General features: G+C 59.3%; 9 protein-coding genes. 5 read left to right on the top strand and 4 right to left on the bottom strand.

The annotated features are described in order from the left end of the window. The first annotated feature begins 416 nt into the window (after positions 1 to 416). Complete coding sequence (locus NKK51_RS10120) at positions 417 to 1,847, top strand: ATP-binding protein (protein ID WP_352552594.1); 1,431 nt, start codon at positions 417 to 419, stop codon at positions 1,845 to 1,847. 291 nt (positions 1,848 to 2,138) lie between these two features. Here NKK51_RS10120 and NKK51_RS10115 read toward each other — a convergent pair whose 3' ends face one another. Then, a complete protein-coding gene (locus NKK51_RS10115; protein WP_352552593.1) occupies positions 2,139 to 2,816 on the bottom strand; it encodes a hypothetical protein in 678 nt (225 codons plus the stop codon). On the opposite strand from NKK51_RS10115, the gene NKK51_RS10110 reads away from it, so the two are divergent. Continuing rightward, a complete protein-coding gene (locus NKK51_RS10110) occupies positions 2,807 to 4,159 on the top strand; it encodes an IS5 family transposase (protein WP_352552591.1) in 1,353 nt (450 codons plus the stop codon). The genes NKK51_RS10115 and NKK51_RS10110 overlap by 10 nt on opposite strands. A 77-nt stretch (positions 4,160 to 4,236) precedes the next feature. Continuing rightward, positions 4,237 to 5,241, top strand: a complete 1,005-nt coding sequence (locus NKK51_RS10105; protein ID WP_352511181.1) for a hypothetical protein — start codon at positions 4,237 to 4,239, stop codon at positions 5,239 to 5,241. Positions 5,242 to 5,858: 617 nt separating this feature from the next. Here NKK51_RS10105 and NKK51_RS10100 read toward each other — a convergent pair. Beyond that, positions 5,859 to 6,863, bottom strand: a complete 1,005-nt coding sequence (locus tag NKK51_RS10100; protein WP_352552590.1) for an NADP-dependent oxidoreductase — start codon at positions 6,861 to 6,863, stop codon at positions 5,859 to 5,861. A gap of 132 nt (positions 6,864 to 6,995) precedes the next feature. Between NKK51_RS10100 and NKK51_RS10095 the strand changes: the two genes are divergently transcribed. After that, positions 6,996 to 7,907, top strand: a complete 912-nt coding sequence (locus NKK51_RS10095) for a LysR family transcriptional regulator (RefSeq protein ID WP_352552589.1) — start codon at positions 6,996 to 6,998, stop codon at positions 7,905 to 7,907. A gap of 355 nt (positions 7,908 to 8,262) precedes the next feature. Here NKK51_RS10095 and NKK51_RS10090 read toward each other — a convergent pair whose 3' ends face one another. Together NKK51_RS10090 and NKK51_RS10085 are read right to left on the bottom strand one after the other, a co-directional pair. Further along, the gene (locus tag NKK51_RS10090) at positions 8,263 to 11,790 is read right to left on the bottom strand and encodes an AAA family ATPase (protein WP_352552587.1); all 3,528 of its coding nucleotides are present in this window, start codon (positions 11,788 to 11,790) and stop codon (positions 8,263 to 8,265) included. Then, the gene (locus NKK51_RS10085; protein ID WP_352552585.1) at positions 11,790 to 13,064 is read right to left on the bottom strand and encodes a metallophosphoesterase family protein; all 1,275 of its coding nucleotides are present in this window, start codon (positions 13,062 to 13,064) and stop codon (positions 11,790 to 11,792) included. The genes NKK51_RS10090 and NKK51_RS10085 overlap by 1 nt, the downstream gene beginning before the upstream one ends. Before the next feature lie 724 nt (positions 13,065 to 13,788). Between NKK51_RS10085 and NKK51_RS10080 the strand changes: the two genes are divergently transcribed. Then, complete coding sequence (locus NKK51_RS10080) at positions 13,789 to 14,778, top strand: hypothetical protein (protein ID WP_352511147.1); 990 nt, start codon at positions 13,789 to 13,791, stop codon at positions 14,776 to 14,778. Positions 14,779 to 14,843: the final 65 nt, after the last annotated feature.

Here is a 14,843-nt window from a genome sequence, read left to right as displayed (position 1 = left end):
CCGGAGATCAAATCCCCCGAAACGTCGATCCCAAGCAACACCGAACGAGACAGTCTTCCCGTCTGGGAGGCCGAGGCCGCTCTTCTGCCCAAGAACCCTGGTGCGTCCGGAACCCACGTCCGATTGAATTCCGAGCGCCTCTTTTGCAGCGTTAGGTAGCAAAAGCCACCAACCGTTAAACCCCTCCCGGCCCACTTAATATCACCCGATGCAATTCAGGAAAAAGTCGGCACGGGGCCGGGGCTGGCACGCTCTGATCATAGGAGGCACATACCTCTTCGCGTACTGAAACTCCCTGAGGAGGCGACTATTATGCCGGGCGGAAGACCGGGATCAATGGCGCGCTTGAAATTAGCATAATCGTGATTATACTAAACGTAATTATGCTAATCGTGATTATGCTAGGGGGCGGATGGATGAGGTTTGTCGGCAGGGAACGCGAACTTGAACTTATCCGCAAGGAACTTGCCCTTCCTCGGCCATCGTTGATTGTGGCCTATGGCAGGCGGCGGATCGGGAAGTCACGGCTGCTGCGGGAAGCAGTAGACGGGACAAACGAAATCTATTTCCAGGCGACGCGCGTCTCGTCGACCTTGAACCTCGAAGCTTTCAAAGCCGAAACGGCACGCATCCTTGGAAGCGATCCGCTGCTCCAGGCCATCGAGTCTTGGGAGGGGGTGCTCCACTACGTGGCGGGCGCCGCCGGCAGCGGCCGCAGAGGGCTTGCCGTGATTATCGACGAGTTTCCATATATCGTCGACCAAGAGCAGGCACTGCCTTCGATCCTCCAGAAATTCTGGGATAGCGGTGCTCCTCGGACGGGAAGCCTGAAACTTATCATCTGCGGTTCGGCTATCGCGCAGATGGAAGAACTGCTCGCGGAGCGGAACCCGCTTTATGGCCGCAAGACGATGACGCTTGAGGTGAAACAGCTTCCGTTGCGGGACGCCGCCTTGTTTTTTCCAGACTACGATTCGCGCCAGGCCATCGAGGCCTATGGCATTTTCGGGGGAATCCCCCACTACCTGCAGCTCTGCGACCCGGAGAAGAGCCTCAGGCAAAATGTGGTGGACCTGCTCTTGACGGAAACAGGCGCACTGGTGGACGAGCCTATGACGCTGCTCCAAAACGAGCTGCGGGACCCCGGCATGTATTCAAGCATCGCGGCCGCGATCGCGGACGGCTGTACGACATCAAGCGAGATCGCAGGAAGGCTTCGGGTGGATGCAGGAAGCCTGCCTCCCTACATCCAGAAGCTTTCGAGGCTCGACCTCGCAAACGTCAACAAGTCCTTGGACGCAAGCGAGAAGGCGAGGAATCGCCGCTACACGCTGAATGACCCCCTGATGGCCTTCTGGCATCACTTCGTCCGTCCGAACCTGTCTGCGATCAACAGCGGCTTTGGCGAACGGCTATACCAAGACGTGATCGAGTCCAGGCTGCCTGAATTCATGGGCGGAGCGTTCGAACGCATGTGCGTGGATCATGCCCGCGCGAACGCTCAGGAATCTCTCGGTTCTCCCGCGATGGAGGTCGGAAGCGTCTGGGGCCATGTGGACTTTGACATCGACGTTGCGGGTCGGACCCTGAACGGCTCCTTCTTTTACGGCGAATGCAAGTGGCGCTCGGTGGCGATGGATCTTGCGATGCTCGAAACCCTGCGAAATCGTTCGGAGCAGACGACCTATGGCGCAGGGAAAAAAGGCAAGCACTATCTGTTATTCAGCCGCAACGGCTTCCGTGCAGAAGTCGAAGAACTAGCAAAGTCCGACGGTTCGATACACCTGCTGCGACTGGATGACTTGGCCAGGCATCCGCTCCCAAAGACTGCGCCCAATTCGATTTAGAATTTAGACAGGGAAAGCGAGTTTGCTCTTTGACAAATCAGCATCTGAGTTTGGTGGCATTTGCTGACTAATGCTGCTCTTTTGCCGCCGAGGGTCGCTCGCTCCGCCCTCGGTGGGAACCGGAAGCGTAAGCGACAGTTCCCAGTTGCTGGCTAGCCAGACAGGGTTCCAGAACAGTTGCCAGGAGGAAGAAGCGTGTTTGGAACAGTGAGCATAAACCCGTTTGAATGCATCGACTTGACCCGGTCCAACTCCGCATCATTCGATCCGAGTCTGAAGCGAAGGACGTACTTATCGATCAATTCCCGGATGTGGCCGACATAGGCGGCTTCTGCTCGTTACCCCTTTATGCGAATGGGAATTGACGCGAGCAGTCTGCCCGGAAACATTTGCTGGCGCGGTCTTGAGCTTCTTGCAATTCCTCCCTAACCTGGAGTTGCTTCGCCCGGAAGGCACGCAAATCTCCTCGGCGGGCGCTTGCCGACCGACAACGGGATGCTCCCGCGCATGTGAGCATAAGTTGGCGCCTGGCGTGCGGAACTGCAATCCGCGCGTGTCTCGACACATGAACACGACAATATGCTCGCCGACAGCAAGGTCTTGCTTGTCCCGCTCCAGGATTGACGGATAGCCGAAGCGTTTCATCACCAGCTTTGGCACTTCCAAAGTTCGCTCTGACGCGCCGATGTCAATGGAGCCGGAGGCGATAGGGCTTTCAGCAGGCTCAGTCGCCAGCGATGCGAGTTGGAGGTAGATGAAAATAATTGCAACGGCACCCTTAATTTCGGGCGCGCGAGTAAGTACATGCCGCTTCACAGCGCCATCTTGGGGGTCGGCCATAAATAGTTCGGCCTGAAAAATAGCTTGAAGCCTTGTGTTGCAGGGATTCCCAAGGGGTTTGAAGTATTGGAAAATGCCGGAAATCGAATCCGATCCTGTCCCTTTCCGGTGTTTTCGCGATGCTGCCATCCCGTCCGTCACGCAACAGGAATGACCTCTTCCGCGAACGTCTGGACGCGATCATCAACATGAGGCACCCGCTGGTCCGGCTTTCAGGTCTGATGCCATGGGCACGGTTCGATGAGACGTTCGGCCGCTTCTACCGTCCGGTCGGCAGGCCGGCCAAGCCGACGCGGTTGATGGTCGGGCTGCATTACCTCAAGCACGTCCATGACCTGTCGGACGAGGAGGTGGTGGATCGATGGGTGGAGAATGCCTACTGGCAGTATTTCTGCGGCTTCGAGTTCTTCCAGCACGAGGCGCCGATCGACGCCAGCACGATGACGCGCTGGCGCAAGCGGATCGGGCCGGAGGGGCTTGAGGAAATGCTGAAGGCGAGCGTCGAGGTTGCACTCGACACCGGGACGGCCAAGCCGAACTCGCTGGAGCGGATCACCATCGACACCACGGTGCAGCCGAAGGCGATCGCCTATCCGACCGACAGCCGGCTTTACCTGAAGGCCATCCAGATACTGGTTCGCCAGGCGAAGCGGCATGGCGTCGTGCTCAGGCAGAGCCACACCCGACTCGCCAAGGCCGCGGCGGTTCGCGCCGGCCGCTATGCCCACGCCCGGCAGTTCCGCCGGATGCGACGCGAACTGAAGCGCCTGCGCACCTATCTCGGACGCGTGTTCCGCGACATCAGCCGCAAGATCGCCGGCAATGCCGAACTCGAGGTCAGGTTTGCTCGATTGCTCGGGCTGGTCGAGCGGCTGCTGGTCCAGAAGCCGAAAGACAAGAACAAGCTCTATTCACTGCATGCGCCCGAGGTGGTCTGCATCTCGAAAGGCAAAGCCCGTACGCCCTACGAGTTTGGCTGCAAGGTCGGGATCGCAACGACGAACCGGGAAGGCCTCGTGCTGGCCGCCAAATCCTTCGAGGGTAATCCGTATGACGGCCATACGCTCGCCGCGACCGTCGATCAGGCGGTGGAGATCGGCGGCGTCGACCCGGACCGCATCTATGTCGACAAGGGCTATCGCGGCCACGACTACAAAGGCTCGGGCTCGGTAATGATCGCCGGCCATCGGCGCGGCCTGACGGCCACCATGAAGCGGGAACTGAAGCGACGATCGGCCATCGAGGCCACCATCGGCCATATGAAAACCGATGGGAGGCTGGACCGGAACTTCCTTCTCGGCCATGTTGGCGACGCCATCAATGCGCTGCTCGTGGCCGCAGGCCACAATCTGCGCCTCATCCTCGCCACGCTGGCGCTTTGGCGTGCGCTCATCCTGCTGGCGCTTGCTGCTTCAGCCGCGAAACCGGATACTTCCCCCCGTCTCCGCGACCATGCCGTGTCAATGGCTTAACCGTTGTTCAGGGCGGACTAAATACGATCTGTGAAACCGAAGAAGACGAGACCCCTTCAACGCTCCCGAACATCTCCGTGAGCGTCCGCGGTTTCGACAACGAGGAAGCCGCGAAGGCATTGGCCCATGCAATGTTGGCGCTTATCCATGAGGTCGGGCGCTATATTGATATCAGCACCATCGACGGTGTTACGATCGCGATGGACTATGACGAGGCCTTGCGGGAGCTCGATCGAGGCGTCGAGGGTCTTGGGCCTGAAGAGCGGACCAATGACGAGGGATTGGTAGGAGTCGGCAAATCCATCGTGGTCAAGCGCGGCGATGCCGTGAAGACGCATTTAGTGTTCTCAGCTGGTCCCGTATGTTGCCTTGCACTTGAGGAGCATGAGCCTGAGGATTTCCGTGTTGCTTTGGCGATCATCGCTCACGAATGCGCACATGTGGCGGAACATGCCGACCGTGAGCGGCAGTTCCCCGGTATCCTTCTGGACCAGACGCCAGCTAGTTACATCCGCCTTTACGAGCAGCAATTCTCCCAAGCCTTTTGGTGTGAATACGCCGTATGCCGAGCATCTGCTCGATTTGCGAGGAACGAGGAGCAGCGGTTCCGGAACAATCTCGCTGTTCGCCTGCAGGACGCGCGCATCAAGGCCCGCGATGCTATCAGATCTTACCGGACCCACGGAGATGTGGAGCGGGTTTTTCAGGAAGTCGGCGTGGTCGTTTTGGAGCCTTTACGCATGGCTTCCTACCTGTTTGGCCATCTTGACGGCATGGCAGAGGAAGAACTCCCCGAGGTTGCGCTGGAGGTCCCGAAGGAGGACCAGGCTTTCGTTTCTGCCGTCACCACCCTCGTGTCACAGTTACGCTCTCTATGGGAAAACCGGGGAAGCTGGGCTAGCCACGATGATATGCTCATTCTGGGTCGGACAGCCTTTGATCTGCTCAGGGAATGCGGTGTGCACGCGCGACCCGAGCCGGACGGACGTGCCTATATCAACGTGCCGTTTACGCCCGACACGTTACCAGGTGCATCAGCTGCGGACCTCCTTGCGGCGCAATGGCAAGGTCGACGTCGCTAGGGAAGCGGGTGGCGCGGCCTAGCCCATAGGGACAATAGCGAGAATGCAGGTGCGGCCTGCTCGCCTAGCTACCTTCTTAGCACCGACCTCTTGCGAACACGCCGCGTCCTCTCTCGTCGCCCGTGTCGCGGACCGTCACGTTGCGGACATTGATTCTCCTGGCACAGCCAACATCGTCTGATAAGATAGAGGCGCATTTCTTTGCGCGTGGATTCGGCACGACGCGATTCTTCCATGATGACACTTCAACTGGGCACTGATCTGCTCTTATGAGACGGTCAGTTCCCTTATAAAAAATGCATCAAGATCCGTGCCAATTTATCCGCTCGCCCTGAAGAGGATCTTTTCGCCGCTTTCAGCTATTTTGGTTGAGGCAGGGCCCGCTAACGACATGGCGAACGGTGGAAACGCGACAATCAATGTCGGAAAGCCGCGATCGTACAGTCCGCCACGCCGCTCCCGCTGTTTCGCTATTAGGATCGCGGGAACGAATCCTCGAACAAAGCGGTTCGTTGCGCACGGGAATTTCAAGTAGGGCCGTCCACGAAATCGGCCGCTCAGTCGGATAAAGAACTCACGGCTTCCCGCGGCAATTAATGACAAAACATCATTTAGGTTCATAGTTTTACTAGCTGCTTGCCGAAGTTCTCGCCATTCAACAAGCGGACAAAGGCATACGGCACCGATTCGATCCCTTCAGCGATGTCTTCTCTTGTCTCAAGAAGCCCCTGTTTATACCAGGATAAAAGGTCGGCCTTTGCTGTCTCAAATTCGTTTTCATGGTCATCAAGCAAAAAACCCTCGATCCGAGCGCGGGTGATCAGGGTTTTCCGGAGATGCCGCAAACCGATATCCTGTTGATCGAAACGATCAGCCAAAGCAACCGTTCCGACCACGATAACTCGACCGAACGTATTTAGATTTAACATTGCCGCATCATGTATCGGTCCCGCGGTATTATCGATAAAAACGTCCACTCCGTTCGGGCATGCAGCGGCGACATCGGCCACCAAGTCAGTGGACGTTCGGTGGTTGACGCCTTCGCGATACCCAAGTTTTTTGCACCACTCGAGTTTTGCGTCCGTGCCTGCAACAGCAACCGGATCAAGCCCCTTGATCCGCGCGATTTGGCCCGCAATCTGCCCCACGCCACCAGAGGCCGCCGATATCAAAACTGTTTCGCCTTTTTTCGGATTGCCGGTCTTGAGTAGCGAGAAATACGCGGTCAGACCTGGCATCCCTAGGTAGCTGAGCGAGGCTTGCATTGGGGCGTCGGTAACGGTCACAAGCTTGGCTGACGAGGCAGGAACGGTAGTAAGAGGCTGCCATCCAAAATAGTCACTCATGACGATATCACCGGGTTTGAAATCGGGAGATTCCGATGAGATCACTTCCCCGATTCCACCTCCCGACATCAGCTCTCCCAATCCGAAGCCAGCGGCGTAATTTTTTGCCCGACTGATCCTACCGCGCATGTACGGATCCACCGAAAGCCACAGGGTTTTGAGTAGCAGTTCTCCGTTTGCGGGTTCCAGAATCGGGCGATCTTCCAGCGTCCAATTGCCGACCGTCGGCATTCCCGACGGATAACTCCGTAGTACCCAGCTAGGATTTTTGGCCATGGCGGTCCTCCTTACGAGTACAGGTGCCCCGACGTCTCGGCCGGTTCCGCCACTCAAACCCTGATGGCCGAACCGCCTTTCTTCTTGATGCAATAGATTGCATCCCGTGATAATGGGCAACTTGGAGAAACATTGTTTTACATTATGAAAGAGTGGCTGATGGATATGGTGGCGGCAATGCGCATCGCTGTCGAAGTTGCGCGCCTTGGAAGTTTCACCGCAGGAAGCCGGGAGTTAAGGCTTTCCGCGCCGTCAGTGAGTCGAATTATGGCTGAGCTGGAGGCCGATTTAGGGGTGCGTCTTTTCAACCGTACCACCCGTCAACTCAATCTAACCGATGCCGGCCTGGACTTTGTGGAAAAAAGTTCCGGCATACTTGAGCAGCTCGATAACATGCGGAGCGTGGTTCGCGAGCGCCACGACACCCCGCGCGGGCAATTGCGCGTGTCGTGCGTTACGGCGTTCGGCAACGAATGCCTAGCGCCAGCCTTGCCTGAGTTTTTGCAAAGGTTTCCCCAGCTAGGCATCTCACTGGATGTCGGCAACCGCTTGGTTGATCTTATCGAAGAGCATTACGATGTTGCAATTCGAGTTGGTCCATTAAGCGATTCATCTATGATTGCGCAGAAGATATCTACGCAAAGAATAATATTTGTCGCCTCTCCCGAATTCTGTCGAAGGTTTGGGATGCCCAAATCGCTCGACGAAATCAGAAGCTATCCATCGGTCTCGCAAGTCAGCGGAGAATGGGGGCGAACACACCAGTTTAGACATTTGGGTGAAATCATCGATTTCGAAGTTTTGCAACACTTTGCAATGAACTCCGCACAGGCAGTGAAAAATGCGTGCCTGACCGGATACGGCTATTCATTGCTACCGGATTTTTTGATTACAGACGACATTGCAGAAAACCGTCTGGTGCAGCTGCTGCCAAACTACGGACCCGTGGAGCAACCAATCTACGCCTTTTATGCGCAACGGCGCCATACACCGCAGAAGATACGAGTGTTCATTGACTACTTGACTGAGGTTTTCGGTAGTTGAACACTTGAATGCTGCCAGAATAGTTCTTGTCCCAACTGTTGTGCAGGCCCCCGAGTTCGGGCGAGGGCCCAGCGACGACATCAGCCGCACCTCGAAAAATCAGCCTCAGCCAGGCGTGACAGTCGCTCGATTGGGAAAAGCATGAAGAAAGCGATATCGGCACTGGCACCCGCACTTAGCCTATGGGCAGCTGCGGCAATTGCCTCGTGCGTCCAAATGAGCTCGCCCGCTTCAAGCGCGAGTTCGTCTCGTAGCGCGCCCCGTAGCACAGCCCGAAGCTCTTCCGGTGATCGCCGCAAACCCCTGGCTTCTCGGCTCATCGTCGAACCGCGACGGCGATGTCGCGGCCGCCGGACTACGCTACCTGCTGGGTACTCGCCACGAGATGAAGGGCCGGGGCAACATGCGGCAGTTCGTGGATCGTCATGCTCGGGCATACCTTCCGCGCAAGGTCGCACAGGTGCTGATGGTGGGTGAAATAGACCACCTGGCCCACCTTTGCCATTTCCGCGAAGAGTCGGAAGGCTTCCTCTGCACGGAAATCGTCAAAGGTCTCCATGATGTCATCGGCAAGGAAAGGCACCGACCGATGCGAAGAGGAGAACTCGTGATATCCGGCAACGCGAAGCGCAAGATAGAGCTGGAACCGCGTTCCCTTCGACAGCGCGGCCGCAATCTTCGATCCGCCGTCCGCGCTCACCGCGACCAGCATCTCCGTGTCCCTGTCAGGCTGGGTAGCGAGACCCCGGTAGTTGCCCCTGCTGATAGTATGGAACGCCTCAGACGCTTGAGCCATCATGGAACTCCGATGGCGGTCCCGGTAAATTCGAAGCGCCTGTTCGGCTGCCGCGACTCCAATGCGTAGATTGAGATAGCGGACAGCCTTTTCTTCGATTTCGAGCGACACAGTCCGGCGACGCTCTTCGACCCGGGCGACGGCATCGTCATCTCCTATTGCATTGACCGCGTCAGCCGCCTTGCTGTGTTCGGTGAACAGTTCCCGGTTCCGTTGATCCTGATCCTCGAAACGGCCTTTGAGTTCTGCCGCCTCCGTTTCAAGGGCCGCCCGATCAGTGTTCTCGAGGGACCGTTCAGCTTCGTCCAGGGTGGGTGATCCAACAGCGTTCATGATGTCTGTCGCGGCGGAATCAGCTTCACCTCTGAGCGTGGCTCGTCGCTCGAGCTGCTGCAGCACGACTCCGATATCCGTAAGCGAGGTCACGCCGAAGAACTGGAGGAGTTCGCCTTTTCGCCGTTCATGGATCGCAATGGCGTCAGACAACTCACGCTGCTTTTCCTTAGCGACCTGGATAGCCTGCTCTTTCTCAACGCGACGGGCCCAAGCGGACGCGGCCTCGCGAACGCGATTTTCTGTCGCCGCGGCGAGATCCAGCGCAGCGGACTGTTGTACGGATATGCTCAGTTCATCAGCGAGGCGGCCCACTTCGGCAGCAAAATCTGCCTGGTCCCTCTCCATCTTCGTGACACGATCTGCCAGTCCGCTCTTCTTCTCGATGAAGGATCCGAGATCGCCGACGGCTGACAGGATCTCTCGAACGTCCGCGACCGGCCGCGGGCCTTGATCGCCCAGCCACGACGCAGAGCACGCCGCCGTCCATTCGGATGTCCAACGCTGATCGTCCGCGGTGGCTTCTTCAAGGATACGCTCGCGGTCTGCCAGTTCCCGCTGACGGTCCTCCAAGTCTCGCCGGAACTGCTTGATTTCGGACGCCCGGTCGACGAGGGCTTGGGCAAATGCCACCAGTGTCTCGAAGCTCGCGTTCGAATCATATGACGCGCCAACAGCGGCGAAGGCGGCTTTCAGCCGGTCGCCAGCGGCCACACCATCGGCTTTCGCCGCTTGCCGATCCCGCTCAGCTGCCCGAAGCGTGGACAATGCCTCGAGAGCCAGATCGCGCGAACCCAACCAAGCCTCAAGCCGTTCGGAGGAACTGTCTGCCTGAAAGCCGGGCGCGATGCGCAAGAAGGCCTCGGCAATTTCGTCGTTGATGCGTTGAAAGTCCGTTCTCGCGGCTTGGAGGAGCTCTTGGGCGCGGGCAATGTCCGCATCCATGACAACAGCGGCTTGAAGGCTCTGCTGAAGTCTCGCCAGTTCATGGACATGCACGAAGCGGGCGTTGGTTGCGAGGTCGTCGCGCCGGAGGGTCTCTTCGAAGAGGTCGGCCGTGCTCTCGTCCAATTTCCGGCGATGGTCTGCCCATGCCTCCTCGCGGGCCGCTCGGACGGTGCCAGCCTCCTGTTCGGTGACGATGCCTGCGACGGCTTCCAATGCTTCGAGTTCGGCGGTCAGGTGCTTGCGATCCGATGCCAGACGCTCCACCTCCTGCTGGTGGCGTTCGACCTTCTTTCGAGCCGTTGCGAGGTCGGCCTTCCACCGCTCGATGCTGAACTTGTCCGGTACGGCCATGTCGAGAAGCTGCTGCGGGTTCCCGGCCCACGGCCTCAGTTCGCGCAGCTTGGACGAGAGCGTCTCCTGGTGTGAAGCAAGGGTCCGGTCGGCCAGTCGCAGACGAACGCCATGGTCGTCGGCTCGCAGCACAGCCAGTGTGGCCGTCATGCCTGCCATGCCGGCGTCGGCAGAGGCATAGGATGCGGCTCCGGTGCCTTGTCCCGCGGCCTCGAATTTTTCGCGCGCTTCGGCCATGCGTCGCCGCGCACCTGAAACCTCGTTCTCTGCCGACCTGAGCGACGACGTCACGCCGGATCGGCTCTCGATAAGGTCGCTGAGGGCGCCGACGACGGACGTCCCAAGAACCAGACGCGCCGGATCGGCCTCGTCCTCCTGGCCAATCCGACGCAGAATCCCTGCGATCGCAGCGTCGGCCTCGCGCATCTGCAATCGACGTTCGGGAATGTCCTTCGCCGCCGTGAGATAGCGCGCCCGCAGATCCGGGAGCCGCGACGCGCGATCGGCAAGCCTCAGTGCAGCATCGTCGACAGTCTCCTTTTCCAACTCCGACACAAGTTCATCGATGTTCTCGATGGCGCTTCTTGAGCGCGTCGCCAGTTCGATCTCGTCTTTCTGGAGCGTCGCAAGTTCCTCGGCCACCCCGATCGGGGGCTCCGGAAGGGATTCAAGGGGAGCGAGCTTCTCGCGGGCGGCTCGCAACGTTGTCAGACGAGGAAGCGCGATGAGCAGGCGTTGGATCTGGTCGATCCGCGACTGTATGCGGCCGCGAGCGGCAATCGTCTCTTCATACCGTGAGGCGGCGCTTTCTCGCGTGCCGACCAACTGGGCATATCGGCTGGCCAGTGTGTCGATCTTCGCCCGCTCCTCTTTGAGCGCGTCAAGCTGGCTCTTTAGCTCGCCCAATTCTCCGCTCCGCGCTCGCTTCTTGTAGAAGGCGTCCGCTTCCGTTCTCAGGTCGCCAAGCCGGTGGCTCAGGTCGGCCAGGCCAGCGCTGGCCGAAAACAGGAGTTCTCCGAGGTCGCCCTTGCTCGCCAGGATGCTTTCACCGCCTGCCTCGAGCGTGTCGTCGTCGAGCGAGAACATCGTCCGGTAAGACCCCCGATCGATGCCTCCGAGATCTACGCGCAGCACGGCTTCGGAGATAGGCTGGTCATCCGCGTCAAGAAGGCTGTTCTGCGGGCGCTTGATGCGAAAAACCTCTCGCTCACCCGCCGCTAGTTCCAAAGCCGCGCCGAGCCGCATCGAGGCATAGGGATGCAGGAAGTCATAGGGGCTGCGCGTCTCGATCCCGAACAGGAGGTCCAGGACGGCCGCGAGCGCGGTCGATTTCCCGGCCTCGTTCGGGCCATAGACGATATGCAGGTCCGAGCTGCCCTTGGTGCGCTGGCCGAAGTCGATCGTGTGGTCGGTGAACTTTCCGTAACGGGCGAGATCGAGACGACGAATACGCATCAGGCAGCCTCCACGTCCGAGTCGGCATGCAGGCGTGCGACTACGTTGTCCGCGCCGTCATTCAGCAGGTCGGCAACGACGAGGTCGAATGCGGCCTCGTCCTCTCCGAGTATATGACGGCATTCCGGAGGCAGCTGTCCTCTCAGTTCCTCCGCGACCTCGAATGCCGCCGCCTTGAACGCATCCGAACCTGCAATCTCGTCCGAGATCAGACGCCGCAGCTCGCTCAGCGGATCTCCGGAATCGGCTTGCGCAGCCGACGGTGGCTGGCACTGGACCTCCAGTTTCTCGACCCAACAGCGACCCACCGTGGATGCCCGGTCATCGGCTTCGGCCTTGAGGAGGTCGATGTCGCATCGGATGCGCCAGGCGAGGGGAGTGATGCCCGTCAGGCGGACGCGCGCAACCAGGTGATCGGAAGCGGCATCCGTCCGGGTTCGTTCCAGCGCCTTTCCGATTTCCCGAGCCAGGCCGGCCCAGTCTTGAATCTGGCTCGTATCGACTTCGACGCGTTCGAATTGTGCGACGCTGGTGAAGCGCTCTTCGATCCGGACTGACAGGTCGTCGGCAACGGTTACGAGCGATACCGACTTGACGCCGGATTCGTTGATGTCGCGTCCTTGGGGCATGCCGGGCATGACCACGGTACATTTTCCTTCGAACACCGATCGTTTGTGGATGTGGCCGAGCGCCCAGTATTGGAAGCCCGCCGCCTGAAGGTCGGCGAGGCTGCATGGGGCATAGGGATTGTGGCCGCTCGATCCCGAGAGGCTGGTGTGAAGGATGCCGACGTTGAAGGCTCCGTCGATCGCGGGCTTGTACTTGCCGACGAGACTTTCAGGGGCCTGCGGATCGGCAAAGCTCAGGCCATGAACGACGACGGGGAAGTCGCCTCGCGCCCGGTCGACCGCGATGGCGTCGGCCCGCCCGCTGAACACCTTCACCGTTTCCGGAAAGACCAATTCCTTCGTGATCTGCGAGACGGCGTCGTGATTGCCCCGGATAATGAAAACACGAATGCCCGCTTCGTGCAGCCGACGCACCTGTTCCGCGAGAAACCGCGCGGTCTTCATCGATGTCTGCTCGCCGTCGTAGAGATCGCCAGCCAGCAGCAGCGCGTCGACCTGCTCTCGAAGGCAGAGATCAATGACACGGACAAATGCCTGCCGGGTCGCATTCCCGATCAGGTCGGCGAGCTCCGGGCTTCGCATAGCCAAAGACTTGAGTGGTGAATCCAAATGGATATCCGCCGCGTGAACAAACCGATACGCCACTTACGCTGCCTCCCGCACCCAATCAGCTGCCGCTGATTCCCAAGGAACCGTACGTTGCACGCCATAGCGGCAGCGGATGCCAATTCCTGTCATTTGTCCCCAGGAAACTGCACAGGCTAAATGAAAAGGCCGAAAGGAAGCTGCGTGCGTGCAGCGCTGTCAGCAATTGCGGGGAAAGAAGCGCTAGTCCCGCTAGCGCAGACTACATGAAGAGGCCCGACAGGTGCGTGCGCGCATTGCCGAACTGGAGTGCGACCTCATGATGACCACACCTATGGGACGCGCGCAAAAATTGTCTTTCCCGTGCTAGGCGGGGGATGCATGACGCCTTGGTCAACATCCGACCAGCCGATCTTCCGGCCTTCCAATCCGCGAGACCGGCCGACAGGCAAGGCGGACGCGTCGAAGCATTGCGCTCGACGACCTTTCGGCTGAGCTGCCTGTACCGGGTTCCGTCCGCGAGGAAATGCGGCACAAGGTTCGCCGTTTACAAGCAGGGGACGCTGCGGTCATCGAGACGTTCGTCGCCTTCGCAGGACACCGGGATCGGATCGTCCTCGATTACTTTACCAAGGGTTGCGAAGTTGGGAAAACATTTCCCGGGATTCGTCCGCGTCCTTAAACGAATATGCCATAAGTCGCGACAGTCGGCGGGGCGAGCTCTGACGATAGCTCTGGTCGGATCGACCGTTGTTTCGATAACATCGTTGAGGAGGTTATATTAATGGAAGGTTCGAAAGGCCCGGACGGAACCTCGCACGAGCTGGACCAGACCATGCCGCCACGGGACGCCGTCCCGTCTCGGCAGGGACGTCGCGGTCAGTCAGGCTTGAAGAAGAGGAATGAGCAGACGATCGACTACGAGAGCCTCGGCATTCCCAGCGCCGCGGTGCCGTTGTTCGAAGAGGCGCGGGAGATGTTTTCTTCGATCGGCCGAAAGAGAACGGACGAGGTCTTCACCTGCGGGGAGGCGCTCTCGAGGGTGCGCGAAAGCGCCCCCAGCCAGGAAGCGTTCGAGCGATGGTCGAAACGTGCGTGCAGCCTGACGAGGCGAGGGGCGGGCAACTACATCGCGGTTCACAACAATCTACGGGAGCATCGGAACGTCCTCGTCGACTGCAGCATGCCGGCAGCGGCGATGTACACTCTGGCGACCGCCGAACAGGAACTCCTCGCTTCCGTAGTCGCAGACCTCAAGGCAGGCAAGCGGCCAACCGTTCGCGAAATCAAGACGCTCGTTTCCGGTGAAACCCAAAGCCTGAAACGAGAGCCTGCCGACACCGCCGGATCCGAGGGCCTGAGGGCGCTGTCGCGGCAGAAGATCCAGAACGCGGTTCCGATCCTCGTCGAGCGGCTTTGGGGTATCCTGAAGGATATCCAGGAGGCGCTCGAGCCGCATTTCGAAGGCAAGAAGGTCGCCAAGGGAGCCCTCGTTGGGAAAGTGGAGCATCCAGCACGCCGAGCCGGAGCCGAGCTGCAGAGCCTGGCGGTCTTCGTCGAACCGAACGCCCAAAGCAGCAGCGATTGGATCGTACATCCGGCGCGCTTACCGCATGGAAGCCAGTGGTGGAAGGTTTCCCAGGTTCTTTACAAACTCGGCGGTCGCGAGGATTGGCCCGACGCCAGCGAACTGGGAGCATGGCTAGTGAACGACGTCGTGCCGGCGCTCGAATTCGCTGTCGGCGCAACCCGTTCAAAAGATGCCGTAGAATGAAAGCGAAGCGATCGCCTCCTCATGCGGCGCGCGGCTCCCGCCCAACGCGTACCTGGGATTCCCGC

It is taken from the genome of Mesorhizobium sp. M0011 (genome assembly GCF_040324155.1).
In the GTDB taxonomy this organism is placed as follows: domain Bacteria; phylum Pseudomonadota; class Alphaproteobacteria; order Rhizobiales; family Rhizobiaceae; genus Mesorhizobium.
Note: the sequence above shows the minus strand (reverse complement) of the source record. Positions and strands in the feature narration are given on the sequence as shown.

Excerpts from the sequence above, each read along its gene's own strand:
- NKK51_RS10120 (WP_352552594.1), top strand. The coding sequence starts at position 417 with ATGAGGTTTGTCGGCAGGGAACGCGAACTTGAACTTATCCGCAAGGAA.
- NKK51_RS10110 (WP_352552591.1), top strand. The coding sequence starts at position 2,807 with ATGCTGCCATCCCGTCCGTCACGCAACAGGAATGACCTCTTCCGCGAA.
- NKK51_RS10115 (WP_352552593.1), bottom strand. The coding sequence starts at position 2,816 with ATGGCAGCATCGCGAAAACACCGGAAAGGGACAGGATCGGATTCGATT.
- NKK51_RS10100 (WP_352552590.1), bottom strand. The coding sequence starts at position 6,863 with ATGGCCAAAAATCCTAGCTGGGTACTACGGAGTTATCCGTCGGGAATG.
- NKK51_RS10090 (WP_352552587.1), bottom strand. The coding sequence starts at position 11,790 with ATGCGTATTCGTCGTCTCGATCTCGCCCGTTACGGAAAGTTCACCGAC.
- NKK51_RS10080 (WP_352511147.1), top strand. The coding sequence starts at position 13,789 with ATGGAAGGTTCGAAAGGCCCGGACGGAACCTCGCACGAGCTGGACCAG.